At 58.0% G+C, this 25534-nt stretch carries 23 protein-coding genes and 1 pseudogene; 11 read left to right on the top strand and 13 right to left on the bottom strand.

Features of this window, described 5'->3' with window-relative positions; all coding sequences use genetic code 11:
- Nucleotides 1–21: 21 nt before the first annotated feature.
- The 3 genes from GJU83_RS04220 to GJU83_RS04210 all read right to left on the bottom strand — a co-directional run bounded on the left by GJU83_RS04220 (nucleotide 22) and on the right by GJU83_RS04210 (nucleotide 4799).
- A complete protein-coding gene (locus GJU83_RS04220) occupies nucleotides 22–1710 on the bottom strand; it encodes a L,D-transpeptidase family protein (RefSeq protein ID WP_153633797.1) in 1689 nt (562 codons plus the stop codon).
- 66 nt (nucleotides 1711–1776) lie between these two features.
- Nucleotides 1777–2838 carry a PA0069 family radical SAM protein gene (locus GJU83_RS04215; protein ID WP_153633796.1) on the bottom strand — a complete coding sequence of 354 codons (1062 nt, stop codon included), beginning with the start codon at nucleotides 2836–2838 and terminating at the stop codon, nucleotides 1777–1779.
- A gap of 83 nt (nucleotides 2839–2921) precedes the next feature.
- A complete protein-coding gene (locus GJU83_RS04210; RefSeq protein ID WP_153633795.1) occupies nucleotides 2922–4799 on the bottom strand; it encodes a methyl-accepting chemotaxis protein in 1878 nt (625 codons plus the stop codon).
- A gap of 96 nt (nucleotides 4800–4895) precedes the next feature.
- On the opposite strand from GJU83_RS04210, the gene GJU83_RS04205 reads away from it, so the two are divergent.
- Entirely contained in the window at nucleotides 4896–5672 is a 777-nt protein-coding gene (locus GJU83_RS04205; protein ID WP_153633794.1) for a TSUP family transporter, read from the top strand.
- Between the two features lie 15 nt (nucleotides 5673–5687).
- Here GJU83_RS04205 and GJU83_RS04200 read toward each other — a convergent pair whose 3' ends face one another.
- Nucleotides 5688–6353 carry an AbiTii domain-containing protein gene (locus tag GJU83_RS04200; protein ID WP_069182920.1) on the bottom strand — a complete coding sequence of 222 codons (666 nt, stop codon included), beginning with the start codon at nucleotides 6351–6353 and terminating at the stop codon, nucleotides 5688–5690.
- A gap of 191 nt (nucleotides 6354–6544) precedes the next feature.
- Between GJU83_RS04200 and GJU83_RS04195 the strand changes: the two genes are divergently transcribed.
- Nucleotides 6545–7201: a protein-L-isoaspartate(D-aspartate) O-methyltransferase gene (locus tag GJU83_RS04195; protein ID WP_153633793.1), complete on the top strand. Its 657-nt coding sequence runs from the start codon at nucleotides 6545–6547 to the stop codon at nucleotides 7199–7201.
- 22 nt (nucleotides 7202–7223) lie between these two features.
- Here GJU83_RS04195 and GJU83_RS04190 read toward each other — a convergent pair whose 3' ends face one another.
- Both GJU83_RS04190 and GJU83_RS04185 read right to left on the bottom strand, forming a co-directional pair.
- Complete coding sequence (locus GJU83_RS04190) at nucleotides 7224–8030, bottom strand: DUF1338 domain-containing protein (protein ID WP_153633792.1); 807 nt, start codon at nucleotides 8028–8030, stop codon at nucleotides 7224–7226.
- Nucleotides 8020–9135 (bottom strand): arginine N-succinyltransferase, encoded by a 1116-nt coding sequence (locus tag GJU83_RS04185; RefSeq protein ID WP_153633791.1) that lies wholly within the window; start codon nucleotides 9133–9135, stop codon nucleotides 8020–8022. Before GJU83_RS04185 ends, GJU83_RS04190 begins: the two co-directional genes overlap by 11 nt.
- A gap of 117 nt (nucleotides 9136–9252) precedes the next feature.
- Here GJU83_RS04185 and GJU83_RS04180 point away from each other — a divergent pair, with 117 nt between their 5' ends.
- Together GJU83_RS04180 and GJU83_RS04175 are read left to right on the top strand one after the other, a co-directional pair.
- Entirely contained in the window at nucleotides 9253–9681 is a 429-nt protein-coding gene (locus GJU83_RS04180) for an Lrp/AsnC family transcriptional regulator (RefSeq protein WP_069182924.1), read from the top strand.
- Nucleotides 9682–10020: 339 nt separating this feature from the next.
- Nucleotides 10021–11703 (top strand): AMP-binding protein, encoded by a 1683-nt coding sequence (locus tag GJU83_RS04175; protein ID WP_153633790.1) that lies wholly within the window; start codon nucleotides 10021–10023, stop codon nucleotides 11701–11703.
- Nucleotides 11704–11819: 116 nt separating this feature from the next.
- On the opposite strand, the gene GJU83_RS04170 is transcribed toward GJU83_RS04175, so the two are convergent.
- Nucleotides 11820–12014 (bottom strand): hypothetical protein, encoded by a 195-nt coding sequence (locus GJU83_RS04170; protein ID WP_069182926.1) that lies wholly within the window; start codon nucleotides 12012–12014, stop codon nucleotides 11820–11822.
- A 129-nt stretch (nucleotides 12015–12143) separates the two neighbouring features.
- Here GJU83_RS04170 and GJU83_RS04165 point away from each other — a divergent pair, with 129 nt between their 5' ends.
- A complete protein-coding gene (locus GJU83_RS04165; RefSeq protein WP_153633789.1) occupies nucleotides 12144–13043 on the top strand; it encodes a LysR family transcriptional regulator in 900 nt (299 codons plus the stop codon).
- Between the two features lie 6 nt (nucleotides 13044–13049).
- Here GJU83_RS04165 and GJU83_RS04160 read toward each other — a convergent pair whose 3' ends face one another.
- On the bottom strand, nucleotides 13050–13655 hold the full coding sequence (locus GJU83_RS04160) for a transglycosylase SLT domain-containing protein (protein WP_370686070.1): 606 nt from the start codon (nucleotides 13653–13655) through the stop codon (nucleotides 13050–13052).
- A 201-nt stretch (nucleotides 13656–13856) separates the two neighbouring features.
- On the opposite strand from GJU83_RS04160, the gene GJU83_RS04155 reads away from it, so the two are divergent.
- Entirely contained in the window at nucleotides 13857–14687 is an 831-nt protein-coding gene (locus GJU83_RS04155) for a DUF2059 domain-containing protein (protein WP_153633788.1), read from the top strand.
- On the opposite strand, the gene GJU83_RS04150 is transcribed toward GJU83_RS04155, so the two are convergent.
- Entirely contained in the window at nucleotides 14659–15738 is a 1080-nt protein-coding gene (locus GJU83_RS04150; RefSeq protein ID WP_153633787.1) for an MBL fold metallo-hydrolase, read from the bottom strand. The genes GJU83_RS04155 and GJU83_RS04150 overlap by 29 nt on opposite strands.
- A 97-nt stretch (nucleotides 15739–15835) precedes the next feature.
- Between GJU83_RS04150 and GJU83_RS04145 the strand changes: the two genes are divergently transcribed.
- The gene (locus GJU83_RS04145) at nucleotides 15836–17017 is read left to right on the top strand and encodes a M24 family metallopeptidase (protein WP_153633786.1); all 1182 of its coding nucleotides are present in this window, start codon (nucleotides 15836–15838) and stop codon (nucleotides 17015–17017) included.
- Here the strand turns inward: GJU83_RS04145 and GJU83_RS04140 are convergent.
- Both GJU83_RS04140 and GJU83_RS04135 read right to left on the bottom strand, forming a co-directional pair.
- Nucleotides 17014–17964 (bottom strand): succinyl-CoA synthetase subunit beta, encoded by a 951-nt coding sequence (locus GJU83_RS04140; RefSeq protein WP_153633785.1) that lies wholly within the window; start codon nucleotides 17962–17964, stop codon nucleotides 17014–17016. The two genes, GJU83_RS04145 and GJU83_RS04140, sit on opposite strands and share 4 nt — an antisense overlap.
- A complete protein-coding gene (locus tag GJU83_RS04135) occupies nucleotides 17964–18242 on the bottom strand; it encodes a peptidylprolyl isomerase (RefSeq protein ID WP_153633784.1) in 279 nt (92 codons plus the stop codon). Before GJU83_RS04135 ends, GJU83_RS04140 begins: the two co-directional genes overlap by 1 nt.
- 182 nt (nucleotides 18243–18424) lie before the next feature.
- Between GJU83_RS04135 and GJU83_RS04130 the strand changes: the two genes are divergently transcribed.
- From GJU83_RS04130 to GJU83_RS04115, 4 genes are all read left to right on the top strand, one after another.
- On the top strand, nucleotides 18425–20011 hold the full coding sequence (locus tag GJU83_RS04130) for an ABC-F family ATPase (RefSeq protein WP_153633783.1): 1587 nt from the start codon (nucleotides 18425–18427) through the stop codon (nucleotides 20009–20011).
- A 167-nt stretch (nucleotides 20012–20178) separates the two neighbouring features.
- Nucleotides 20179–20742: a DUF1415 domain-containing protein gene (locus GJU83_RS04125; RefSeq protein WP_153633782.1), complete on the top strand. Its 564-nt coding sequence runs from the start codon at nucleotides 20179–20181 to the stop codon at nucleotides 20740–20742.
- A gap of 201 nt (nucleotides 20743–20943) precedes the next feature.
- Nucleotides 20944–21675 carry a polyamine aminopropyltransferase gene (locus tag GJU83_RS04120; protein ID WP_153633781.1) on the top strand — a complete coding sequence of 244 codons (732 nt, stop codon included), beginning with the start codon at nucleotides 20944–20946 and terminating at the stop codon, nucleotides 21673–21675.
- A gap of 14 nt (nucleotides 21676–21689) precedes the next feature.
- Entirely contained in the window at nucleotides 21690–22592 is a 903-nt protein-coding gene (locus GJU83_RS04115; RefSeq protein WP_153633780.1) for an NAD-dependent protein deacetylase, read from the top strand.
- Between the two features lie 6 nt (nucleotides 22593–22598).
- Here GJU83_RS04115 and GJU83_RS04110 read toward each other — a convergent pair.
- Nucleotides 22599–24011 (bottom strand): annotated as a pseudogene (locus GJU83_RS04110) (sodium-dependent transporter).
- Between the two features lie 91 nt (nucleotides 24012–24102).
- Nucleotides 24103–25200, bottom strand: a complete 1098-nt coding sequence (locus tag GJU83_RS04105; RefSeq protein ID WP_153633779.1) for a Glu/Leu/Phe/Val family dehydrogenase — start codon at nucleotides 25198–25200, stop codon at nucleotides 24103–24105.
- Between the last annotated feature and the right edge of the window lie 334 nt (nucleotides 25201–25534).

Raw genomic sequence — 25534 nt, 5'->3', positions numbered from 1 at the left:
AACTGATGGGTGTATCCTGTTTCAGAGCTTCGCCCGTTCCGGATTCGCGACGGATACCGGAGTAGTGTAGCGCGTATCCCCCTCGGCGGTTTTCCGGAGCTGGTCGATCAGGCGGGCGTCGCGGTTGTACAAATCATTGCGGAACTGCAGTTGTCCCCCGTTGTCCACCCACGACGTCCAGTACTGGATATGCACAGGCACGGGTTTCGGAAGCACGACCGTCTCCGGTTCTGCCCCGGAAACCACCCGGTCAATCTTTTCCCTGGACCAGCCGGGCGTCGATGCCAGAAGCCGCTCTGCCAGATCGAACGGTTGCTCCACCCGGATACAGCCAGAACTGAACGATCGCTCGGCCCGGGAAAACAGCCCGCGACCCGGCGTATCGTGAAGGTAAACATCGTACTGGTTCGGAAACATGAACTTAACCTGCCCCAGGGCATTCTGGGGGCCGGGTTCCTGCACCAATTGGTAGGGGAAGTTATTCCGGTTCAGTGATGACCAGTCAACGTCCAGCGGATCCAGCTTTTGCCGGTCAGCGCCCCAGCCACGGTAAACGCTGATATTGAGTCGGGGGAGATAGTCCGGATCCCGGACTATCTGTGGCAGCTGATCCTGAATCATCACTGTGCGCGGTACGGTCCAGGTGGGATTGAATACCAGATACCGGATGCGGTCGCTGAACACCGGGGTTTGACGGAAGGGCTGGCCCACGATGACCCGTTTGCGCAGCACTTCTTCCCCGTTTTCGACCATCTTCATCTCAAATCCGGCGATATTGACCAGTACATAAGTGTCGCCCAGGGTTTCCGGCAGCCAGCGCCAACGTTCGAGCGTGGCGTCAATCTGGCGCAGTCGTTCCACCGGCATCAGGTTAAGGGCCGCTACGGTGTCGCGCCCGATAAGACCATCGGATTCAAGACCATGTCGGGCCTGGAAACCCATCATTGCGGCTTCAAGTTCCGCATCGTAGACAAGCGGATCCGTACCGGTTTCAGTTCCCTGCGCAAGCTCTCCCAACAGAGAGAGTCTGCGGCGAATTTCACTCAGCCGCTCATCGCTGTCGCCGGGGCGAATGGTCGGGCGAGAGGCCAGAGGTAACCAGGGCTGGCCCAGCAATCTGGTCAGTTCCTGTCGTGCAGTCATCAACTTTCGGTAGGCGGGATCGGATGGCCGCAACGAATACAGTGTGCCGGTGATGTCCGAGCGCTCCAACGCATCCCGCAGAACGGATTCCATCTGGCGTTGGCGCCGATTGGCCGTCCACTCGGCGTGGACCGTTTGTGGGTTGACCTTGCCGACCAGCATATGTGAGCTGAGCATCAGAAAGGCGTCAGAGAAAAGCAGATCCAGATCGGCCCTCAGGTCCTCAGAGAAATCGCTCATGGGTCTGAGCGTCAGCCCGGAAAGAATATCCGCGTGATAGTCAGCCGGGTTCAGGCCGTCATCGCTGGCTTGTTCAACCGAATCAATCAATTGCCGGCGAAGCTCGGCTGATTGCCATACTCGCTGGTATCCGTTGGCGCCATAAAAGGCAGACAGTGCCTGATGGGCCATTAACCTGTTTCCGAGCACCTGCACCGGGAAACCGGCCTCCATGGCTTCAATCCTGGAGACAATGGCTTCGTCTGCGGCCAGGCAGCTGGGTTGCCAGAGGGTGGCAAACAGGGCAAACAAGGTCGGGGCGAGGTAACAACGTCTGATTCCATGCATGGATGTTCTCCACCTCATCCTTGAGAGGCATTAAATTGCGGTGGTCGGAGGGACGATACTTTGATGCTACCACAGTGGCATTTGTTCCCCACCTGGTCGCCGGAAAAGATCCTTCCGCAGCGGTTCCTCTTCATGGAGGTTGAGCCCAAGCCGTCGTGCCTTTTTGGTGAAGCGTTGGCGAATCAGATCCGAGTAGGGGCCCGTGCCGGTCATCCTGCGGCCAAAGGTGGCGTCGTAACTCTTGCCGCCTCGCAGGTCGCGCATCCGGTTCATCACATGCTCTGCCCTTTGCGGAAAATGCCGGTGCAGCCAGTCCTGGAACAGTTCGTCCAGTTCGTGGGGCAATCGGAGCATAATCCAGCTGGCGCGGGTAGCGCCCGCGTCCGCAGAGGCTTCGAGAATGGACTCGATTTCGTGATCGTTGATGAAGGGGATCACCGGTCCAAGGATAATCCCGGTTGGAATGCCGGCCGCCGAGAGCTGCCTGATCATCTTCAGGCGAGTGGCCGGAGCGGCTGTCCTTGGCTCCATGCGTCGTTTCAGATCGTTGCTGAGACTGGTGAGGCTGATACGCACAGAACAGAGCCCCTCGGAGGCCATCTCGGCGAGGAGATCAAGGTCCCTGAGAATGAGAGCACCCTTGGTAATGATCGATACCGGGTGGCGGTACTCGGCAAGAACCTCCAGCACCTGGCGGGTGATTTTCTGATCCCGTTCAAGGGGCTGGTAGGCATCGGTATTGACACCCAAGGCAATCGGCGAAACCCGGTAGCCGGGCTTGTCCAATTCTTCTCGCAGCTGCGCTGCAGCGTTCGGCTTGGCGATCAGCCGGGTCTCGAAATCCAGCCCTGGTGACATGTCCCAGTACGCATGGGTAGGGCGGGCAAAGCAGTAAATACACGCGTGCTCGCAGCCGCGATAGGGGTTTATGGACTGATCAAATGGCACATCCGGAGAGGTATTGCGGCTGATGATGGATCTTGCGGTTTCCTCAATGACTTCAGTGGCCAGGGTATCGGGATTGAGGTCGTCCTCGGGATCGTTATACCAGTCGGGGTCGACCTCTCGGTCAGTAACAATGGGCTGGAAACGGTTGTGGGGATTCAGGGCGGTGGCGCGAGTTTTCATGGGCATACCCGATACTGTTTAAATGTACAGTATCGGGTATGCTAACCTCTGTAAACCGCCCGCGCAACCGCTGTTTCAGCGAGTCAGAGCCGAAAGCCCTGGGAGGCCTGGGTCAAGGCTGTTACCTGGGACGACAGTCGCTCGATGTGGGCGTTGAGCTTTTGGCGGATATCCGCGGTTTCTCGCGTGTGGCCGTGAATCTGCTCAACCTTCTGGGCGATTTCCTCGGTGGTGGTTGATATCCCCTCAACCGACGACACCACCTGGTTCATATCCCCCGCCAGTTGTTGGATGGAGCTGGTGATCTGCTCGATCGAGTGAGCCGCCTCTTTTGAACTTTCCTCACCCTCGCCGGCGGACTTGAGGCCCTCTTTCATTAGTCCGGATATCGCCTGGGTTTCACAGTTCAGTGACTCCACGATGTCGGCGATGCCATTAGTGGCAGATACGGTTTTTTCTGCCAGGGATCGAACTTCGTCTGCCACAACAGAAAAGCCTCGCCCGGCCTCGCCGGCTCTTGCGGCCTCGATAGCGGCATTGAGAGCCAGCAGGTTGGTCTGCTCAGCGAGACCGTTAATGACGCCGACGATAGAGTTGACCTTCTCTCCGGTTTTGCTCAGCTGGCTTACCTGATCGTGGGTTTTCTGAATCCGCTCGGCAAGTTCGGTCATGGTTTTGGCGCTGCGCCTGACCACCTCGGCACCGGAATGGGCGGCCCCGTTGGCGCTCTGAACGGCGTCATTGACGGATTGGGTGTACTGGGCAATATCCACTGCGGTGTGGGAAATCTCCTGAACCGCCGTCGCCGTTTGCTCGGTTTCATCTTCGACCTGTTCGCCGTTTTTTCCCATCTGATCGATCAGTGCGTTCAGTTCGGTCTGAAGCACTGACAGCGTCCGATTACCCTCGACGACCTGGCCGATAACATCCGAGACATCGTCCAGCATTTTGTTCGCCGCCTGGCCAAGGCGGTTGAATTCATCATTCGGATTGCGGCCCGGCTCGAGGCGTTGGCTGAGGTCCCCGCCAGCAACCCGGGTCAGCAGGTTTACGGTTTCATTGAGCCGCCTGACCAGGGTGCTGGAGGCCGTCGTGAGTGTGAGTACGAGGATGATGACGACCGCTGCGGCGGTTGCAACGATGAGCCATGTTGAAGCTGTCCTGGCTGTGTCAGCCTGTTCGCTCGTTGCCACAATGATCTCCCGGCGGAGCAGGGTGTTCTGTTCCGAGATCAGATCCCTGATTTGAGTGCCGGCGCCCGCGAGCTGGTTCTCGATCGCGGACAGATCCGCGATCAGCGTCTCGGCGTCGGAAAAAGCATCGTCGAAGGCCTGTACCGCCTTGCCAATGTCGATTTCCTGCCAATCCATTTCTGTGACCGTGGCCTGCATCCGCTCCAATGCTTCCCGTGTGGTCTGGGCGTAGGTCGCGTCGAAGGTTGCCAGGTAATCGCGGTAGGTAGAGGCGATGGTGTTGATGTCGTCGTTGAAGATCGAGATGCTGATTTGCCGGAGCCTCTCATCAATCGCATTGGACATCGTTGCTCTCAGGCCATCCGACGGGGTGAGCCCGAGTTGTTGGCTCAGGGCCAGCCATTGCGTGCGAAGTCGGGTATACTCCGCAACCTGTTTGTGGATTTGTTGTGCCGTGGTCTTTACGGCGTCGCCCGGGAGGGTTTGCGCTGATTCATTGAGTGCCGATGACTGGGTGGCCAGTGACGCCAGCCGCTCCTGATAGGTTTCAACCTGGTTTGGCTCCAGGCTTTCGCTCATTCTCTCGAGACCCAGCCAGTCGTTCAGCAGGGTGAGGGATGCTGATTCGTAGGCTCTCGCTTCGCTTTGGGCCTCGTACGCGTCCGATACCCTGCCAAGCCCGCTCAGTGATGCCAGTGTGGCAATGGCCAGGCCAATCAGTGTGGCAACAATCAACAACAGGAACTTCTGTTTCCATGACAGGGCCATTCTCATCCTCCGGACAATGTTATTTTTCTTCGCAAATAGCTGAGTTTAGACCAGTTCCGGACAAATGACGGCCCTTTTGACGACAACCGGGAATCCATGTCTGATCTCGCAATTTACCAATATCTGCTGATTGCACTGATTTTCGTCTGGAGTGGTTTTGTCCGTTCTGGGCTGGGATTTGGTGGTGCCGTTCTGTCCCTGCCATTCTTGCTGCTGGTTCTGGATCAACCATTGGTCTTCTTGCCGATCATTGCGGTTCATCTCCTTGTGTTTTCTTCCCTGACCATCTGGATGAACAACCGCAGAGGGTCGGGTGAGCAACGTCAGGCGGGAACGGGAACCGTCGACTGGCAATACCTCTGGCGAATTCTCGGCATCATGATCGTGCCCAAGCTGATTGGCGTGTTTGGCCTGATTACTATGCCGTCCGACATTCTCAGCGCCATCATATTCGTGATCGTGGCGCTTTATTCGATCTCCTACATCGTTAACCGGCCGTTCCGCAGTGGCAGCAAAACGGTGGATGCGATCTTCCTGATGGTGGGGGGCTACATCAGCGGTACATCCCTGATCGGCGCCCCCCTGATCATAGCCGTGGCAGCCCAGCATTTGCCGAAAGAGAAACTCAGGGATACCTTGTTTGCCCTGTGGTTTATTCTGGTGCTGATCAAAATGGCCGCTTTCGTGTGGGCCGGCGTCGATCTTCAGATTATCCACCACCTCTGGCTATTGCCCTGTGCCGCGGTGGGCCATGTCATCGGGCTTTACGCTCACGACCGGATTCTCCGGGCAGAGACTCCGGTCTTCTTCCGGTTGTTGGGTACGGTGCTGCTGCTGGTGAGCAGCATCGGGATTGTCAGCGTCTTGTGGTAAGCGGAGTGGCGGGCTTCAGCCCGCGCGTCCGAACACCCTCTCGAAGAACCCAACCTCTCGCACGTCCGGTATCGGGAGGTTGTCGACTTCTTCCATGGCCCGTCGCCAGAACTTCTCGGGTTCATCCAGGTGGGCCACTTTAGCCCGCTCATCCGGGCTGTAGTGATTGTGTTCTCCGGCAATACCCTCGGCCATAAGGTCCTGGGTCCAGAGGTAGATCGCGGCGCGAACGGTTCTCAGCAGCCGGCAATAGGCGTCGCGGCTCAGATTGATGGCCAGTTCGGCCGTCAGATTGATCTGCTTCTGCAGCACCGCCATCTCGTCTTTTTCCAGCAGCACCCGGTTGCCGTTGCCCTTTTTGCAGTTCACACAGATTTTCTCGAGGGCTTTTACCCCCTCGGGCAGGTCCATGTAACCGAATTCCTCTTTTTGCTGATCATCTACCGGTGCAGGAATCCAGCCGTATTGGGGAGATTTGGCAACGATGTGTCCATGCAAACCACGCCGGTAGGGCGGTGCGGCTGCAACATCCTGGTAGCCATCAAATTCGGTACGCAGCCAGGCAGCCATTTTCCGGTGGCGAAGCATCATGGCAAGGGTGATGGCTGAGGGCATGATCTCTTCGAGCAAATCGGAGGAATCCCGCGTGCGCTCGTCAAGATGGTTCACGGATGTTGACATTTCTCCTCCTCGACAACGGGGTTCCCGGTGTTCCTTCCCGTTGCACGTTTGTTGTTTTTGGCGTTCGGTAGTTGTATCTGTCATTGCCGGTGACTAAAAAGTAGTCAGATAATGTTGGGTGCGCCGTTGTAAAAAAGTTACTGCTTTGTAACTTCCGGTAATCAGCCAGACCACGGGAAGGGATCAAGACAATGAATCGGGATAATGGCTTCGAATCGCGCAGAGCTTCCATGGTGGAATATCAGCTTCGTGCCCGGGGAATCGAATCGCCGCTGGTGCTCGAGGCCATGGGCCGGGTGGCGCGTGAACGCTTCGTTCCCGAGCGCATGCGGGACTGCGCCTACGATGACAGCCCCCTGCCTATAGGGGCCGGGCAGACAATTTCTCAGCCTTATATCGTGGCGTTAATGACAGAAGCCCTGGACCTGGAGGGCGGGGAAAGGGTTCTCGACATAGGTACCGGCTCCGGGTATGCCGCCGCGGTTCTCGGGTGCATTGCCGGTGAGGTGTTCAGTATTGAACGGGTAGAGGAACTGGCCGATCGCGCTGCCCGTACGCTTGCCGCCGAGGGGTTTGACAATGTCGAGGTTTGCTGCGGCGACGGCACCATGGGGTGGCCGGAGCACCAGCCTTACGACGGTATCGTCGTGGCTGCGGGCGCGCCAGCTGTGCCCGATTCGTTAACGCATCAGCTTGCAGTTGGCGGGCACCTGGTCATTCCGGTGGGCTCGGAGCATTCCGTGCAGACACTAATGCGCGTTACCCGCCTGGCAGAGGATGGATTCCGGACCGATAACCTGGGCGCGGTGCGGTTTGTCCCCCTGCTCGGCGAGCAGGGGTGGTCTTGACGGTCAGATCTGACGCGCTGGATCAGCTGCCAGCGTTTGTGCTTTCGAAGATCTTGTCGGCGGATGCCGCCACGAAACCCGAGTAGAGCTGGCCATCGGGTTTCGGATAACGCAGGGCAAACTCGTAGAAACAGCTGGGTATGGTCACTGTCTGGTCGGCAAACGCCACAGGTACACGGTCAGCCATGGTTGATGATTGCTCCAGCAGGTCTTCCGGCGAGCCCTTCACCTCCCCGCCAGATGCATTTACCTTGTAGCCATGAGCTTTCAGCAACTGGTTGATTTCCGGCACCGAGCGGAACTGGTCCAGATGGTTGATGCTGACCGTGAAATGGTTGGCGCGATAGCCCCAGGCGGCCATCCAGGCCGCGTATTCGCTTTCCTTCATCAACTCGCGGTAGGTGCCGTAATCGACTTGCCAGTGGCGCCCCGAATACAGGAAATCATCGGCGGCAACCGCTTCCGGCCTTACCTGTTCAACAAGCCGCTTCACCACAGACTGTAACTCCGGCGAACATTGCTCCACCAGCAGCTCGGAGATGAAAACCTTGGGAAGCTCCAGGGAGGGGTGCTCATAATGCCTGGCATAGAGTTTCTTAGCCTCGAAATGGTATTCACCGCCCTGACGGTAGCCGAGGCTGAGAAAGTGCTCGGCCAGGGCGTCCAGGCGCACCGGATCCAGATTGAAGGTGCGAAGCGCAATATGATCGTTGACGATGGCCTGCCCCTCTTCGGCGCCCAGGATTTTATGTATACGTTCGGCAGAGGGGGTCACCTGCCGATAGGACTCCCATAGCCTCTCGAACAGGGTGTCCGGATCAGTATGCATAGCGAATCTCCTCATTAGCCTGTTTGTGACGGGGCGGTTGGCGCTTCTGTGACTGCTTGCTGGTCTGGCCCAGGGGCAGGCAGCACACCAGACTGCCGTCGCCAAGGTCCAGTTGATTTGCGATTTGCGGTTCCACCACAAGGTCATTGCTGTATGCGGTCGGCCAGACCTGATCGGTCACCGTAGCCCTGAATTCTGAACAACTGGCATTGGCAACTATAGCGGATTTACCGGTTCCTCCCGAATTGTCCGCCGGATCCTGTTGCCCGGTCACGGTGTTTGCCATGTAGGTTTCCCGGACGCTGGCAATGTCTGACCTGCGGCACTCCAGGGTCGGTCCACCGTCCAGAAGATCCACGAACCCCCGGTGGCGAAAGCCTTCGCGTTCCAGCATATGCCGCGCCGCACGGGTATCCTCGTGCACCTGGCCGATAGCCGCGATGGCTTCACTGGTCATTTGCCGGAGATACAAGGGTGTGGCGGGGATGAAGCGGTCAATGAAGCCGCTCTGGCCGCAGCAGGCCAGCTGTGTTGCAGACATGAAATCCAGATCAGCCACCTGGTGCCTGAGCCAGTCCCAGAATGGGGATTGGCCAGAAGCATCTGAAACACCTCGCATTTCTGCGATCACGGTGTCTGCGAACCGCTCCGGGTGCAGGGCCATGAAGAGAAAACGCACCCTGGAGAGCAGTTTGCCGGCATTGGCCCGTCGAAATTCAGGCCGAAGGTACAGCGAACAGACCTCGGTGCAACCGGTGTAGTGCTGGCAACGGGTCAGGCTTTCCTCAATCTGACGTTTCTGTCGATCTTCTGCGTGATGAATAACGGCATTGCGACGGAAATGGACGAGAGGGCGGTTGACGCCAGCGGCGGCTTCAATTCCGGTGGTGCCCATAATATCGCCGGTCGTGCTGTCCTCCAGCACGAAAAGATAATGTTCATCGCCTGGCTTCGTTACCGTTCGGGCGAAGCTTTCCCCCGAGTGATCGATCTTTCGACTCAGGGCATCGCGATCCGGCATCAGGGAGGTGAAGCCAGGGCCGGATTCAGTGGCGATCTGTTCCAGGGCATCGAGATCCCTGGGGGCGATTGGTCGAATTATCATGGCGAGGATCCTGAGCATTGTTTCGGCTCAGTATGAAAGGCGAGGCTGCCTGATTGCAGCTGCATAACGGTCGAAATGGTCTACAATAACGGCAAATTGATAAGGAGTTTTGGCAGAATGATCAGTTCGCAGGATCAGAAGCTATTGATGCTGCTGAGGCAGAATGCCCGGGCCAGTATTACCGAGCTGGCGAAGGCCATGCATGTGTCACGGTCAACGGTACAGAATCGCATCGCGCGGTTGGAGGCCAGCGGGGTGATCCGCGGCTACTCGGTGCAGTTGGGTGGGGAGTTTTCTGCCAGCCAGGTGGAGGCGCACGTATCGATCAAGGTTTTCCAGAAACTGACCAGCCGGACCAATGCCGCACTGGAGGGGATCAGCCAGGTTTCGCAGCTGTTCTCGGTGAGCGGAGAGTACGACCTGATTGCCATCGTGCAGGCCCAGTCCCTGGAGGAGCTGAGCGCTGTGCTGGATGACATCGGCAATCTGGAAGGAGTTGAGAGGACCAACTCTGCCGTGGTCCTCGAAACCCGGTTCCGACGCTAGAAAATCCTGCTCCGATCAGGACCCCAGCATTCCGGCGTAGGCACTGTAGAAGAAGGCACCCGAACCCAGAAGAATGATGCCCCAGGCGGGAAAGATCAAAAACGAACGTTTTGCTTTGCTCATGGCCATATCCAATTTGCTCGGAAAGTGGAGTCACACTATTCACAGTAGCTCAAACTTGACAAATGTTACGAAAAATTTTGAGGAACAGCTCTCAGACGAGGATTAATTTGCCAATCGTGCGGGCACTAAATGCTATTGAGCGGGTCTGAAATGACGCTAGTATGAACAGGAATTGCAAACCAAAACATAAAGTAAAATAACAAAAAGGAGCCGTTTATGGCGGTAGATCCCTGGAAGCAGACCTCACTCCATTGCCTGTACTACTGGGCAGAGGAAACCCCCGATAACGTTTATCTTACCCAGCCGTACCCGGATGGCCGTGTCGAGGATATTACCTGGAAACAGGCTGCCGACCAGGTGTCCAGGATGGCCGCTTACCTGAACAGCCTGGAACTGCCCGAGCCCAGCAATATCAGTATCCTCGGCAAGAACAGTGCGCACTGGATCCTGGCCGACCTGGCGATCTGGGCGGCGGGCCACGTTTCCGTGCCGCTCTATCCCACGCTCAACGGTGACACGGCCGCTTACGTGCTTGAGCACAGTGAGGCAAAGTTATTGTTCCTCGGCAAACTGGATGGCACTGCGGACGGCTGGAACGACATCAAGAACCACATTCCGGACGACCTACCGATCATTTCGCTGCCCATGTCGCCACGGGACGACACCCCGAAATGGCTGGATATCATCGCCGACCAGCAACCGGCAGAGCCCAAATTGCCGGATCCGGACAACCTGGCCACCATTGTGTATACCTCGGGCAGCACCGGCCGTCCGAAAGGCGTCATGCACAGTTTCCGCACCATGATTTCGGTGGCCGATGGCCTGCAGCAGCTGTTCCCGGTTTCCTCTGAAGAACGCATGCTGTCCTATCTGCCCCTGGCTCATGTGGCTGAGCGCGCAGCGGTTGAAACGCAGTCCCTCTATTACGGATTCCATCTCTACTTTGCGAATTCCCTGGATACCTTCCAGGAAGACCTGCAGCGGGCAAGGCCGACGCTGTTTTTCTCCGTACCTCGCCTGTGGATGAAGTTCTATCTGGGTGTTAACGCCAAATTGCCACCGAAGAAGCAGAAGCTGCTCTTCAACCTGCCCATTATCAGCGGTCTGGTCAAAAAGAAGGTTCTGAAACAGCTGGGACTGGACTATTGCCGGGCAGCCCTTACCGGCGCGGCGCCGCTGTCAGCGGATATCGTCAACTGGTATCGCAATCTCGGGCTGGAGCTGTTGGAAGTGTACGGAATGTCGGAAAACTTCGGGTATTCCCATGCCAACCGGCCCGGGCAGGCCCGTGCTGGCTCTGTGGGGATGGCTAACCCTGGAGTGGAACACCGTATCGGCGAGGGTGGCGAGGTGCAGGTGAAAAGCCCGGGGCAGATGCTGGGATATTACAAGAATGAAGAGAAAACCAAAGAGGACCTTACTGATGACGGCTTCCTGAAAACCGGCGATATGGGCGAAATTGACCGGGACGGTACCCTCCGGATCACTGGCCGGGTAAAGGATCTGTTCAAAACGTCCAAGGGCAAGTACGTGGTTCCGGTGCCCATCGAGAACCGCTTCAATCATCCCAAGGCCGAGGTGGTCTGTGTCGCTGGCGCGAACCAGCCTCAGCCTTGCCTGATGGTCCTGCTTTCCGAGGAAGCCCGGGATGAACTGGAAACCGGCGCTGATCGCGGTGAGCTGGAGCAGGAACTCGCGGCCGAGCTGGACGCGGTGAACGCGGAGTGCGAGTCCCACGAGAAGGTCGCCTTTGTGGTTGTGGTCCGGGAGCCCTGGACCATGGAAAATGGCATGCTAACGCCGACCATGAAGATCAAGCGGAACGTGATTGAAGACTTCTACAACCAGAAGATGGACGACTGGTTCAGCCAGAAGAGGAAAGTCGTCTGGGAATTCTGATCCGCTAACGCAAAACGCCGGTGGCCCCAAGGGTACCACCGGCGTTTTCAAATCCTTATGTTCTTTCTGTTCTCAGCCTGAGCGATCTCCCCGCTCATGCCAGACCCGACTGCCGTTTAGTGGCCGCCCTGCATCTGGCTCATGTCCGGAGCAACGTTTGCTGCTTTCCGGTTGAAGTTCCGCATCTTACGACTGACAAACTGTACCGCCTGCTTTGCTGCAGCACGGGTATACTGGCGCCTGACCTCAGCACTGTTGTGGAGGATACTGGACGGCAGCGGGTTTACGGTTGCGATATGGTTCTGAGTCATAGCGCCTTCCTCCTTATTTCTGGTGAATTGATTAGCGATCTACCTTTAATTTACAGACGATTCTAAGGGTTCTTATTTGCAGCTCAAATACGTTAAAATCCCTACTCACGTTGCAAATATGCAGTAGCTATGGACTGGGATTATCTTCGATACATAAGGGCTCTGGCAATAGGTGGAACACTTGCCAAAGCCGGAGAATTGCTGGGTGTGCACCAAACCACAGTTTTGCGTCGACTCGATCAGATGGAAGAGTCGATGGGGGTGCAGTTTTTTGAACGTAGCCGGGATGGATTGCATCTGACGCCGGTGGGCGAAACCGCGTTTCGGGAGGCCGAGCGGCTGGCCATCGAGATGGAAAATCTCGAGCGAAAACTGGTTGGGCAGGATTCAGCGCCGGTCGGCAAAGTGAGGCTGGCGGCCGAAGACCCAATGATGAATGCATTGCTCAGCCCAATCCTCGCCGAGCTGGTGCGCGAGTTTCCGGACATAGAACTGGAAACCCTGACCGACAACGATGTGGCCAATCTGAGTCATCGCGAAGCCGATCTCACCCTGCGATCTGAAAACAAGCCCCAGGCAACGCTCGAAGGCGAGCGGATTGCCGCCATCGAGTCTGCCGTTTACGGGGCTGCGCGTTATTGCCGGCGTCACCGCAATATGGACATCGAGAATCACCCGGAAGGTTGCCTCTGGATCCTGCCGGATGAAACCTTCAGCCATCTGGCCACTGGCCGGTGGTACAGGAAGCACCTGAAGAATGTCACTTCTTTCATTCGCTGCAACAGCTTGCAATCCATGCATGCTCTGGCGAAAGCTGGTGCCGGGCTGGCGGTTTTGCCCTGCTATCTGGGGGAGAGCACCCGCGAACTGCGCCGCTTGTCGGACCCGCTGGAAGGTGAAAGTGTTGATCTGTGGCTGCATGTCAATCAGGACACCCAGCAAATGGCCCGGGTTCGCATTGTCATGGAATACCTGGTTGAACGACTTCAGGCTCTGGAGTCCCAACTGGAGATTTCTTCGACTTTTTAGCGCGCATCAGCCGCAAAACGGCCAGAACTGGTACCAGCGCCAGCACTGGAACTCCTGTTCGCAGGTTTTGAGCTGATTGTCATATCGTAAGGCCCGGTTCTGCACCCGTCCCGCCAGGTTCATGACGGCCGGCTTTTGCTCAAAACTCCTGCGAGCGTACCCTCCACGGCCCTCATGGTAGGCAAGATACAGCTTCCTGGGTGCTGAATAGGGAATACCCAGCTGTTGGTGGCTCAGCTGGTTGTACCAGCCTACGAAATCCAGCGCATATTCCATGTCGGTTCGCACGGTAAACCAGCCCTCGCCGTTGGCTACGAGATATTCCTGCCAGGCAGGGTCCAGTGCCTGGGCATACCCGTAGGCTGTTGTCGGCCTGGTCCAGGGGATAAATCCCCACAGCAGGGTTCGTGGCGGCCGGGCATGACTGCGGAATGAGGATTCGTAGTAGACGAACGCCATCTGGGTGGCGATGGGGGTGCCCCAGCGTTGCTCGGATTCGCTGGCGTAGTCGTACCAGACGGGGTGCTCCCGGAAAATTTCGCAGACATCTTCGGGGTTTGCCGGGGGATCCGGTGCCAGAAGGCTGAAGCGAAGGGTTGCCCAGGTGCCCATCAACAGACCGAGTATCGGGAGCCCATACCATCTGGCCCGGCTTTTCCAGATCTCCAGAGTTGTGCGCCGGCCTCTGTTTCGCCGGCGAGGTGTTTTCCGTATTCCTACCAAACCGTCATCTCCGGCCCCCCGGGATTGCTTGCCGCACGCATCACACCCATGGCATAAGGGAATCAACGACACGTTCTGGATGATAGGTAAATGATGCGATTTCCCCTAATTAAACCTCTTTTAGTCACAGCCCTGCTGATGACCGGCACTGCCCAGGCGGCGCCGGATGCCCGGGAGGTGCTGGCAGTATCGCCTGTTGACGACATTGTGGCCCGCTACCCGGCGATGATGAGCCAGGGCATCCGTGAGGGGCTGAAGCAGAATGGTCAGCTCCCTCCGATGATGGCCAATACCATCGGCAACATTGTCAGCAGCGGCTTCAACTCGGTGGACATCGAGAAGCAGATCGTTAACGATCTGCAAACCAGCCTCACCGACTCGCAGCTTCAGGCCGTTCATGACTGGTACGAAACCCCCGTGGCCAAAAAGATCTCCGCCGCCGAGATTGCGGCTTCCGAGCCCTCTGCCTGGCAGGAAATCCAGGCCAGCGCAGCGGAACTGAACAGCCAGTACAAAGGCACCCGCAGAGCGGACATGTTCGATCGGTTTGATCGGGCGGCCCGGGCAACAGAGAGCGCGGTAGATACCACCATCGCAGTCCAGCTCGGTCTGGCAACTGCGATGGCGGCGTTCAGCAGTGACTCGGCCAATTATGAACAGCTACGCCAGCGCATTGAAAGCCAGCGCAGCATGCTCAGGGGCGTTGTTGGTCAGCAGGTTTACGACAGCTATCTGTACACCTACCAGAACATCGGTGCACAGGAGATGGGCCTGTACCTGGAGTTTCTGGAGAGCCCGGCCGGTTCAGCCTTCTCGAAGGTTGTGACCAACAGCATTCAGCAGGCAATTACCGAACCGGTGGAGAGTATCGGCAAGCAGATGTCGCGGTTTCTCAGTCCGGAATCACCAGGCAGTCAGTGAATCCTGCAAGCTCCCTGTAGACGTCGTCCCGTTTGCGCTCATAGCGATGGGAAAAGTGGAATGCAATCAGTTGCCGAACGTTCGCCGCGTTGGCGATGTCGGCACACGCCCTGGTGGTAAGGTGATGCGTTCGCCGGGCCTGATCCTCGTCCACCGCCATGAAGGAGGCCTCACAGAACAGCGTGTGGGCCCCCTGGGCCAGATTCGTCATTTTCCCGATGTTATCAGGGGTGTCGGCGAAATCCGTGCCGTAGGCGATTTTTTCCCCCGGCGCCTGAATCAGGAGGTTGCGGGCCAGATCCTCAGCGCGATAGGTGCATCTGGCGTCGGGTGAGATCAGTTTATCCGGCCGCTGGCGCAGCACGGCCATTTTCAGGTCGTGTAGCCAGGGGCCGGGTTTCAGGCCTTCAGCCCGCAACCGGTCATTGCGCACCTGCAGTTTGCCGAAGGGTTCCAGGGCGAAAGCCAGAACAGGCGTGCCGTGGTCCAGCATGGCAGCACGAACCTGGAATTCCGGTTCCCGGAGCAGCACATCGCCAGAGGTGGGCTGGTCTTCCAGCACCGTGGGCGTGCTGTCGCCGGCGGTTATTCTCCAGCGCTTCAGGTGGTCGCCGTGCCATTCGTGAACCACGAATCTCGGGCCCCGATCCTCCACGCGATCCCACAGAATACCGCTGATCAATCCGGTGATGTGCCGCACCAACCCTGGTGGTCCGAACAGCCGGCAGGGCGGGAAGTGACCGATCCGGCTGCGAAGAAACCACATGAACCCCCCGATATGGTCGGCGTGGCAATGACTGATGAAAACGTCACTCACCTGGTGCGCAGACCGGAGTGGCATGCGCCCGGTATCGCCCAGATCAAACAGAAGACTGCGGGCTTGATGCAGAAGCCTGAGCTGCAACAAAGGGTCACCGCAAACACCGTTCACGAGGGACGCGACTACGGGCCCTGCACGCACTGCCACTTGCGGATCGCTGGTAACGCTGGTCAGGGCGCCCAACTCGACGCTGACCTGGACAGCACCATCGCTCTGTTGCTTGCGGCCCATGGGGTCTCCCGATTGATGAATTATTCGGTGAGTGGGATTTGTGCAAAGCTGGAATAGGGTCCAATCTCCCTAGTATATGCCAGTGAGGAGTGCCGTTATGGATTTCAACGCCTATCAGAAAGCCTTGTCCTCACAATTGAGGGGGGTGGAATGTCCGTTTCCAGAGCAGGAACTTGCGGAGCGTCTGGCCCGTGTCCGGGACAGGATGGCCCGGGAGGATTTTGGTGCGCTGCTGCTGACTGATCCTTCCGACATTTTTTACCTGACCGGTTACAGCACCTTTGAGGTGTCTGTGCATGTGGCCCTGGTGGTTACCCAGGAGGACCTTCTGTTGCAGGTGCCTTCCATTGAAATGGGGCCAGCCATGGTGACCACCCGGGTTGCCCGGGTCAGCGGCTACCGCTGGGAAGGCATCGGTGAAGTGCTCGAACCGCTGGTCCAGGCTCTTAACGACGGCGTGGAAACGGTGGGCATTGATGCCTGGCACGGGTCCCTGCGCCATGGCGTGCTGGAAAGCCTGAAGGCACGAATGGCAAGCGTTCGATTTCTGAACAACGGCGGTCTGTTGAAACAGATCCGGATCGTGAAGTCGGATGCCGAAATCCGTTCTTTGCGGGAAAGCGCGCGGATCACCGCCGAAGGTCTCAGGGCGGCCGTGGCCGCGGTCCAGCCGGGTGTCACTGACAATGACATCGCCGCCGAAGGTGCCCGGGCATTGTTGGAGGCTGGCAGTGAGTTTATGAGTATGCAGCCGATTGTCGTGACCGGGCGTCGAAGCAGCGTAATCCACTGCAATCACAAGCGTACGGTGGTGCAGGAAGGCGATCCGGTGTTTCTGGAATTCGGATCAGCCTGGCACCGCTACACCGCCCCGATGATGCAGACTGTCGTGGCCGGGGCAGAACCCTCTTCTGAAATGAGAAAGGTACATGACGGCTGTCGGCGGGTTGTCGACACCCTGCTGGCGTCGGTTCGCCCGGGGGTCACCTTCGATCAGGCCGCCCAGGACGCAGAGAGAGCACTCCAGCCACTGGCCGGCAAGGTGTTCTTCTCCGGAGTCTTCGGCTACACGGTGGGTGCACAATTCCCACCCTCCTGGGTAGAGGGCTCGGGCTTTATAGCCAGGGGCGGCAACATGGAGTTCCGACCCGGCATGGTCTTCCATCTTCCCATCTGCTTGCGCATCCCGGGGCAGTGGGGCATTGGGTGTAGTGAAACCATTCTGGTTACCGAAGATGGTGCGGAACCGATCACGGATAACCCCTGGACGCTTGGTTAATCCAGCCGCAGGTCTGACAGATAAACAGTGCGCGGCTCGGGCAGGCGAACGGCAAAGAGTCCCATACGCCTGATCTGCGACATATCCATGGTTCGGTCGGCTGGTGCGTTTTCAATATCAGCCAGATTCCGGGTAAACGTGTTGAAGCCAGGCTCAAGGATCAGGCGAGTGTTGTAGCGGTCATTGTAGGCATGTTCACTACGGTCGTGGGCGACGTCATTGATTCGGAGCGTCAGTGCTAGTGGTTCCGTCGAGGGGTTGAACATCGTTACGACCAGCCTCTCGAAACCCCGCCAGTCGGACGGCAGGTTATCGAGCGAGATACCCGAGTAGGTTTCCGTGCCCAGAGAAAGCTTCAGGCTGTGAGGGTGATTGACCGAATGGCTGCCAGAGACTGCCGGATTGCCAGACCAGAAGGGCTCCGGGTTCTGATGACTGAAGTCGTAAAGCTGGGGAAGCTGATGATGGATCTGCCATTGTCTGGCAGCCACGATGCCGGTGCCTACCAATTCAAAACACAATAGCAGGGTGGCTGTTGCCGCGAGTAGACACTGGCGGGCAGAAGCCCGTGTTCCCGGCAGAAACACTGGACGCCAGGCGATAATCAACCAACCGCCAATGAGGTTGCGCAGCAGATCCCGCCCGTCCAGGTCGCGGTTATACTCGCCCTGTATCAGCTCGATTCCAGTTCCGACAGCCAGCAATACGGTAGTCACAACCAGCCACAGACGCCAACCGCCCAGCCATTGCCAGGGTCGGACCGCCAGAGTGAGAAGAGCAAACAGAAGGATGTGGCCCAGGTTCCAGACCGATTTTAGAAGTGGCCCCGAAGCCCAGTCAGGCCCGCCAACAAAAAGGAAAGGTGCTATCAGCAGAGAAGCAGCACCGGCCAGCAACGGCAGTTGCCGGCCGATGGTTGGTATTCCCGGTATGAAACCAGGAATCATCAGCTACGGCTGGTTACTTCCAGCAGGTGATAGCCAAACTGGGTCTTGACCGGACCGATAACCGTGTTCAGTTCGCTGTTGAACACCGCCTTGTCGAACTCCGGCACCATCTGGCCCGGGCCGAAGGAGCCCAGGTCGCCGCCATTGCGGCCGGAGGGGCATGAGGAGTGCTGCTTTGCCACTTCGGCAAAGTCCTGACCGCCTTCAATCGCCTTCTTCAGTTCTTCACATTTTGCTTCGCTTTCTACCAGAATGTGGCGCGCTGTTGCCTGTGCCATGATCAATGTCCTTGTGTCGGATGAATGGGTACATCAGAACGGGAATGCTGCCCGCACAGCTCGCCGGAGGCAAGCCTTTTTATCCGTGTTTCTGCGGCCTCACAGTCCAACGGGCAAACCTGTACAATGCCGGCTTTCTTTTCGCCGGCGTTCGCCCGGCCCCACATCGACAGGTTTTTTTCTTGATCTCCACTGCCAATATCACCATGCAATTCGGGGCTAAGCCCCTGTTTGAAAACGTCTCCGCCAAATTCGGTAACGGCAACCGCTATGGCCTGATCGGGGCCAACGGCTGTGGCAAGTCCACACTGATGAAAATCCTGGGTGGCGACCTGGAGCCATCCGCCGGGCAGGTCATGCTGGAGCCCAACACCCGTCTTGGTAAACTGCGACAGGACCAGTTTGCCTACGAGGATTGCTCGGTCATTGATACCGTGATCATGGGGCACGAGGAACTCTGGAACGTCAAGAAGGAACGGGACCGCATCTATTCCCTGGCGGAAATGAGCGAGGAAGACGGCATGGCCGTGGCGGACCTGGAAGTGCAGTTCGCCGAAATGGACGGCTATACCGCCGATGCCCGGGCCGGGGAACTGCTGCTGGGTCTGGATATCCCGCTGGAGCAGCACGACGGCCCCATGAGTGCCCTCGCGCCGGGCTGGAAGTTACGTGTACTGCTGGCTCAGGCCCTGTTTTCCGATCCGGACGTGCTGCTGCTGGACGAGCCCACCAACCACCTGGACATCAACACCATCCGCTGGCTGGAAAACATCCTGGTGGCCCGTAACAGCACCATGATCATCATTTCCCACGACCGCCACTTCCTGAATAGCGTGTGCACCCACATGGCGGACCTGGACTATGGCGAGCTGCGCCTGTTCCCGGGCAACTACGACGAGTACATGACCGCCGCCACCCAGGCCCGCGAGCGCATGCTGGCGGACAACGCCAAGAAGAAGGCCCAGATTGCCGAGCTGCAGCAGTTCGTCAGCCGCTTCTCCGCCAACGCCTCCAAGGCCAAACAGGCCACCTCCCGCGCTCGCCAGATCGACAAGATCCAGCTGGAAGAGGTGAAGCCCTCAAGCCGGGTGAGCCCGTTTATCCGGTTCGAGCAGGGCAAGAAGCTGCACCGCCAGGCTGTGACTTTGAAAAACATGACCAAAGGCTTCGACGACAAGCCGTTGTTCAAGAACCTGAACCTGCAGGTGGAGGCCGGCGAACGCATCGCTATCATCGGTCCCAACGGCATCGGAAAAACCACATTGCTGCAATGTCTGGCAGGCGCCTATACCCCGGACAGCGGCGAGGTGAAATGGACGGACAGTGCGGAAGTGGGCTACTTCGCCCAGGACCACACTGCAGACTTTGCCGAGGATGAAACCCTGACCGACTGGATGGCCCAATGGACCAAGGGTGGCGAACAGCTGGTGCGCGGCACCCTGGGGCGCATGCTGTTTTCCGGGGACGATATCGGCAAATCGGTGCGGGTGATCTCGGGCGGCGAGCAGGGGCGGATGCTGTTCGGCAAGCTGATTCTGCAGAAACCGAATGTGATGCTGATGGATGAGCCCACGAACCACCTGGATATGGAGTCCATTGAGGCGCTGAACCTGGCGCTGGAGAACTATCCGGGTACACTGATTTTCGTTAGCCATGATCGGGAGTTTGTGTCTTCCCTTGCGACCCGGATTATTGAGCTCAAGGCTGATGGGGTGACTGACTTCAGTGGCTCTTATGATGATTATCTTCGGAGCCAGGGGTACCTCTAAGCTTATTGATTCGGGCTTTGGGAGTTTGCGTACGGGTGGGTAGGCCTTTCCAAAACACGCTCCTTGCGGCCCATCCCTGGGGCGCTTGGGCTCCGCACAGTTTTGGAAAGGCCTACCCACCCGCCCGCGCGTGCCTCTGAGCGGCCTTCACTAACAAAGGAAAAAATATGGGCGAGACCGAAATTATCGCTTCAAGCCGTAAATGGGTCGAAGACGTTGTCGTCGGCTACAACCTGTGCCCGTTCGCCAAGCGGGAACTGGTCCGGAACCGGGTTCGGTTTGTAGTGTCGGAAGCCGAAACGGAAGACGAGCTGTTACAGGCCCTGCACTCGGAGCTTCAGCGCTTGGAAGAGGAGCCTGAGATTGAAACCACACTGTTGATTCACCCGGGTGTATTGCAGGACTTCGGGCCCTACAATGAGTTTCTCGATGCCGCCGATGGTTTGTTGTCGTACCTGGATATGGAAGGCGTGTACCAGATTGCCAGTTTCCATCCAGACTACCAGTTTGAGGGCACAGAGCCCGATGCGGCGGAGAACTACACCAATCGTTCACCGTTTCCGATGTTGCATCTGCTAAGGGAAGCCAGCCTGGAAGCGGCGATTAATAGTTATCCTGATGTGGATGCTATACCCCAAAGAAACATCGAGTTGATGGAGAAACTGGGAGCGGAGAGGATGCGGAAAATCCTCGTTAGCTGCGTGGAGAACTCGCCGGAAACAGGGGAGTAGGATCAGGAGCCGGTGGGCAGGGCTTTCCAAAACTGTGCGGAGCCATGGATGGCGGAGCCCAAGCGTCACATGGATGTGCCGCAAGGAGCGTGTTTTGGAAAGCCCTGCCCACCGGCGAATGCACGGATCCTAAGGCCCGGGCGGTTAACTCGGATATAACGGCATAGTTGCAAACCAGATCAACCAGAAGAGTCAGAGCAAATGGGACTGCTTTTCGAGCAAATTGACAGCCAGCCTTCGGTGATCGGTGAGATCACGCTTCGCCGGCGCCGGATTCCTGCTATTGGTGACCGGGATATCTACGAGGTGAAGCTGGGCGAGGAATTCCTGATGTCCAGCATGTTCGTGGATGCTGAAGTAGCCCTCTCGGATATCGGACTTGGCGAAACCGAGGGTGACGACCTGAATGTGGTGGTCGGTGGCCTGGGCCTGGGTTACACCGCCGTGGCCGCGCTCAGGCATGAGCGGGTTGCCGAGTTGCTCGTAGTTGAGTACCTGGAGCCAGTCATCGGCTGGCATCAGCAGGAACTGGTCCCCCTGGGTAAAAACCTGAATGCCGATCCGAGGAACCGCTACGTTCATGGCAGCTTCTTCGACCTTGCGGTTACCGATCCAGAGGTTGGTGGTTTCGATCCTGAGAACCCCGGCAAACAATTTGATGCCATCCTCCTGGACATCGACCATTCACCCCGGGCGCTGCTTCACGATTCAAGCGCCAGCTTTTACACCGCCAACAATTTGCGCCTGATGGCCCGGCAACTGAAGCCCCGGGGCGTGTTTGCCATGTGGTCGAACGAGGGTGAGGATGACGAGTTCATGGCCGTTCTCAACGAAGTGTTCACCGATGTGGCTTGCCATGTCGTATCCTTTTTCAATCCATTTCAGAACAGGGAATCGTTTAACACCGTGTATGTGGCTCGCAAGCCGGGCTGAAAACCGGAGTCTGTATGTCTTTGACCACGCACCGTAGCCGACCTTTCAGTTCCAGCCAGCGTCTGCCCGAGCCGGAGCAGCCGCCGGTTTTGCATAAGCCGGAGGAGGCCGGGGCATTGCTGGCGGAGTTTATCCATCGCTACCCCCGCTTGCTGATTCTGACCGGTGCCGGGGTCAGTACCGATTCGGGCATCCCGGATTACCGGGATGGCGATGGCGCCTGGAAGCGCAAGCAGCCGGTTCAGCACAAGGCGTTCATGGAAGACTTTTACACGCGCCAGCGCTACTGGGGCCGAAGTCTGATTGGCTGGCCGGTGATGCGCAACGCCAGGCCCAATCCCTCTCATCATTACATCTCCGATCTCGAACTGCTGAACCACAGCAGCCTGGTGGTTACCCAGAATGTCGACCGGCTTCACCAGAAGGCGGGTACCCGGGCGGTAACGGATTTGCACGGGCGGGCCGATGAGGTTGTGTGCATGAGTTGCGGCTACCGTTGCCCGCGGGATGAGGTGCACGATCGCTGCGCCGATCTGAACCCGGGCTTCCAGAAATACACGGCCGAGACAGCGCCGGACGGTGATGCCGATCTGGATGTCGATTTCGAGGATTTCCGGCTGGCGGACTGTCCGAAATGCGAGGGGATTCTTAAGCCGGATGTGGTGTTCTTCGGTGACTTCGTTCCGAAAGACCGGGTGTACTCGGCCCTGGATACGCTGAAAGCCAGTGATGGCCTTCTGGTGATCGGTTCGTCGTTGATGGTGTATTCCGGCTTCCGTTTCTGCCGGTACGCCAATGAGTGGAACAAGCCCATTGCCACACTGAATCTTGGGCGGACACGGGCCGAGGATCTGGTGCATCTGAAGTTGAATGCAAGGATCGGGGAGACCCTGAAGGCCTCCCTCGATCAGTTGTAGCGGTTATTACATCAGGTTGTAGATAAATACCACGGCCACCGCTACCGGCGTCACAAAGCGTACGGTGATCAGCCAGAGATTGAACATGCCTGGAGACAGTGCCAGTTCCTTCTCCATGGCCTGGCGCGACATCACCCAGCCTGCGAACAGGGCCACAAGCAAACCACCCAGCGGCAGCATGATGTTGGCGGTGAAGAAGTCCAGCAGGTCGAAAATGGTCTTGCCTTCCAGCATGGGCACAAAGCCAAGCGGAGCGAAGTCAGACCAGAGGTTCAGGGACAGAATCGAGGCAATGCCCAGTCCCCAGCAGACAAAACCGGCGCCCAGCGTGCTGACGGTGCGGTTCATGCCTTTACGCTCCTCCAGCCACTCCACGATAGGCTACAGCAGCGAGATCCCGGATGTCCAGGCGGCGAAGATCAGCAGGACAAAGAACAGGGTGCCGAACAGGGAGCCCATGGGCATCTGGCCGAAAGCCAGCGGCAGGGTCTGGAAGATCAGGCCCGGGCCGGCACCCGGCTCAAGGCCGTTGGCAAACACGATCGGGAAGATGGCCAGACCGGCCAACAGTGCCACACCGGTGTCGATGACCGACACGGTCATGGAGGTCTTGGCGATGGAAATATTCTTGGGCAGGTAGGAGCCGTAGGCCATCATTACTGCCATACCCAGGCTCAGGGTGAAGAACGCATGGCCCAGAGCTACCAGGATCCCGGACGTTGTGAGCTTGGAGAAATCCGGCTGAAACAGAAACGCCGCGGCCTGGCCAAAGTGCCCGGTGGTCATTGCATACCCCACCACAATGAGCAGGAGCACGAACAGGGCTGGCATCAGGATGCTGACCGCCCGCTCAAGACCCGAGCGAACGCCCCTCACAACCACAACCATGACCAGAGCCATGAACAATGTATGCCAGGCGAGCAGGGTGGTGGGATCACTCAGCAGACCCGAGAAGATAGCGCCGACGGCGTCAGCAGTCTGGCCGGTAAGCTGGCCGCTGGCGGTTGTGCCCACGTAGGAAATGGCCCAGCCGCCAATCACCGAATAGAATGAGAGAATAAGGAAACCCGCCAGAATACCGATGGCACCGACCAGCTTCCAGGCCGGGTTGAGGCCGTCCCGTTCGGCAATCAGGCTCAGGCTCTTGACGGGGCTTCGACCGCCGTGACGACCGATCATGACTTCCGCCATCATGATGGGAATACCCACAACTGCGATGCACAGTAGGTAAACCAGCACGAAGGCGCCGCCCCCGTTTTCGCCGGTCACGTAGGGAAATTTCCAGATATTGCCCAGGCCCACGGCGGAGCCGGTAGCGGCAAGAATAAAGGCCAGACGTGATGACCAGAGCCCGCGTTGGGCGTTTGAACCTTCAAGCGCCCCCGAATAGGCGGCGGAATCTGAAGAAGTGACGGACATAACTATCTCCCGGAGTATTTGTTTTTGTATCAGGGTTTAAGAGGGAAGCTGCAGCTGCCTGCAGCTTCCTGAGGGGTGCGCCGGTGTCAGCTCAGCCGGTGCGAGCCAACCGCTCGGGTGCCAGGCTGGCTCCGGCGGTGTGCTTTTTGAACCGTTCCTCCGCCAGTTCGTTGGCGATCTCCCCGGTGGGGCGCCCTGAGCGGTCGGAACGGTTGAAGATTTCGGTCAGGGTGTCGCCGATGGTCTCGACGTGGGCCCGAACGGTTTCCGGAGTGGCGCCAGTGCGCTCGTAGAACACATCGATGATGCCACCGGCGTTGATGGCAAAATCCGGCGCATAGAGGATGCCCCGGTCCCGCAGCATGGCATCATGCTCCGGGTGTTCCAGCAGGTTATTGGCGGCGCCGGCGACAATGCGGGCCTGCAGCTGGGGAATGCTGTGATCGTTCAGTACCGCGCCCATGGCGCAGGGCGCAACCACGTCTACCGGCAGGGAGAGAATGTCCTGGGCGGCGGCCGGTCTGGCTCCCAGCTGATCCACTGCCCGCTGCATGTTGTCCTCGTGGATGTCATACACCCAGAGATCAGCGCCAGCGTCCTTGAGGTGTCTGGCCAGCCGGAAACCAACATTGCCGATGCCCTGAATGGCCACCTTCAAGCCGTTGAGATTATCCCGTCCGAGTTTGTGTTTCACCGCTGCCTTCAGGCCAATAAACGTCCCGTAAGCAGTTGCCGGTGATGGGTCGCCGTTACTGGGATTGCCGTCGAAGCCGGTCCGCGAGGCGATGCCGGCAATGTGGCCGGTGTGTCGGCCCATGATCTTGAGGTCCGGTACGCTGGTGCCGGAATCCTCTGCCGCAATGTACTGCCCGCCCAGACTTTCCAGATGACGGCCCATGGCCTCCATCAGCGCTTCGGTTTTCTGTTTGCGCGGGTCACCAATAATCACCGACTTGCCGCCACCCAGATCCAGGTTGGCGAGCGCCGATTTGTAGGTCATGCCCCGTGAAAGCCGCAATACGTCGCGCACCGCCTCTTCATCGGAGGCATAGGGAAACATTCGGCAGCCACCCAGTGCGGGGCCGCGGGAAGTGTTATGGATAGCAACGATGGCCTTCAGGCCGCTTTCGGGATCGCAGAAAAAGGACAGATGTTCGTGGTTATCGAACTCGGGATGGCTGAATAGCATTGTGAAATCCTCTCCCACCGGCCGGATCTCGGCATGAGCGGGTATCTTGTTCTTGTCGACCGGCTTGTGGCCGGCGTTTCGATTTCAGGTGTCCGCTTTTCGCTTGGGGGGTACCCATTGAAACTGCCCTTTTGGGGCTGGACGAAAAACAAACTAGCCGCATTTAACGTTAACGTCAACATGCAAAAGTGAACTATTCGGTGCGGTGGTTGTTCTTCGGTTTACAGGCTTTCCTGGAAAGTTTCGGCGTAATCACGGGTTTATCTATTCGTGCTTTCTGCTCGGATCTGGTCCATTAGTCGCAGATCTGGTGGTTTCTGCGGGAACTACCTAT

This window comes from Marinobacter salsuginis (genome assembly GCF_009617755.1).
GTDB lineage: Bacteria > Pseudomonadota > Gammaproteobacteria > Pseudomonadales > Oleiphilaceae > Marinobacter > Marinobacter salsuginis.
This window is presented reverse-complemented; position numbering and strand designations above follow the sequence as displayed.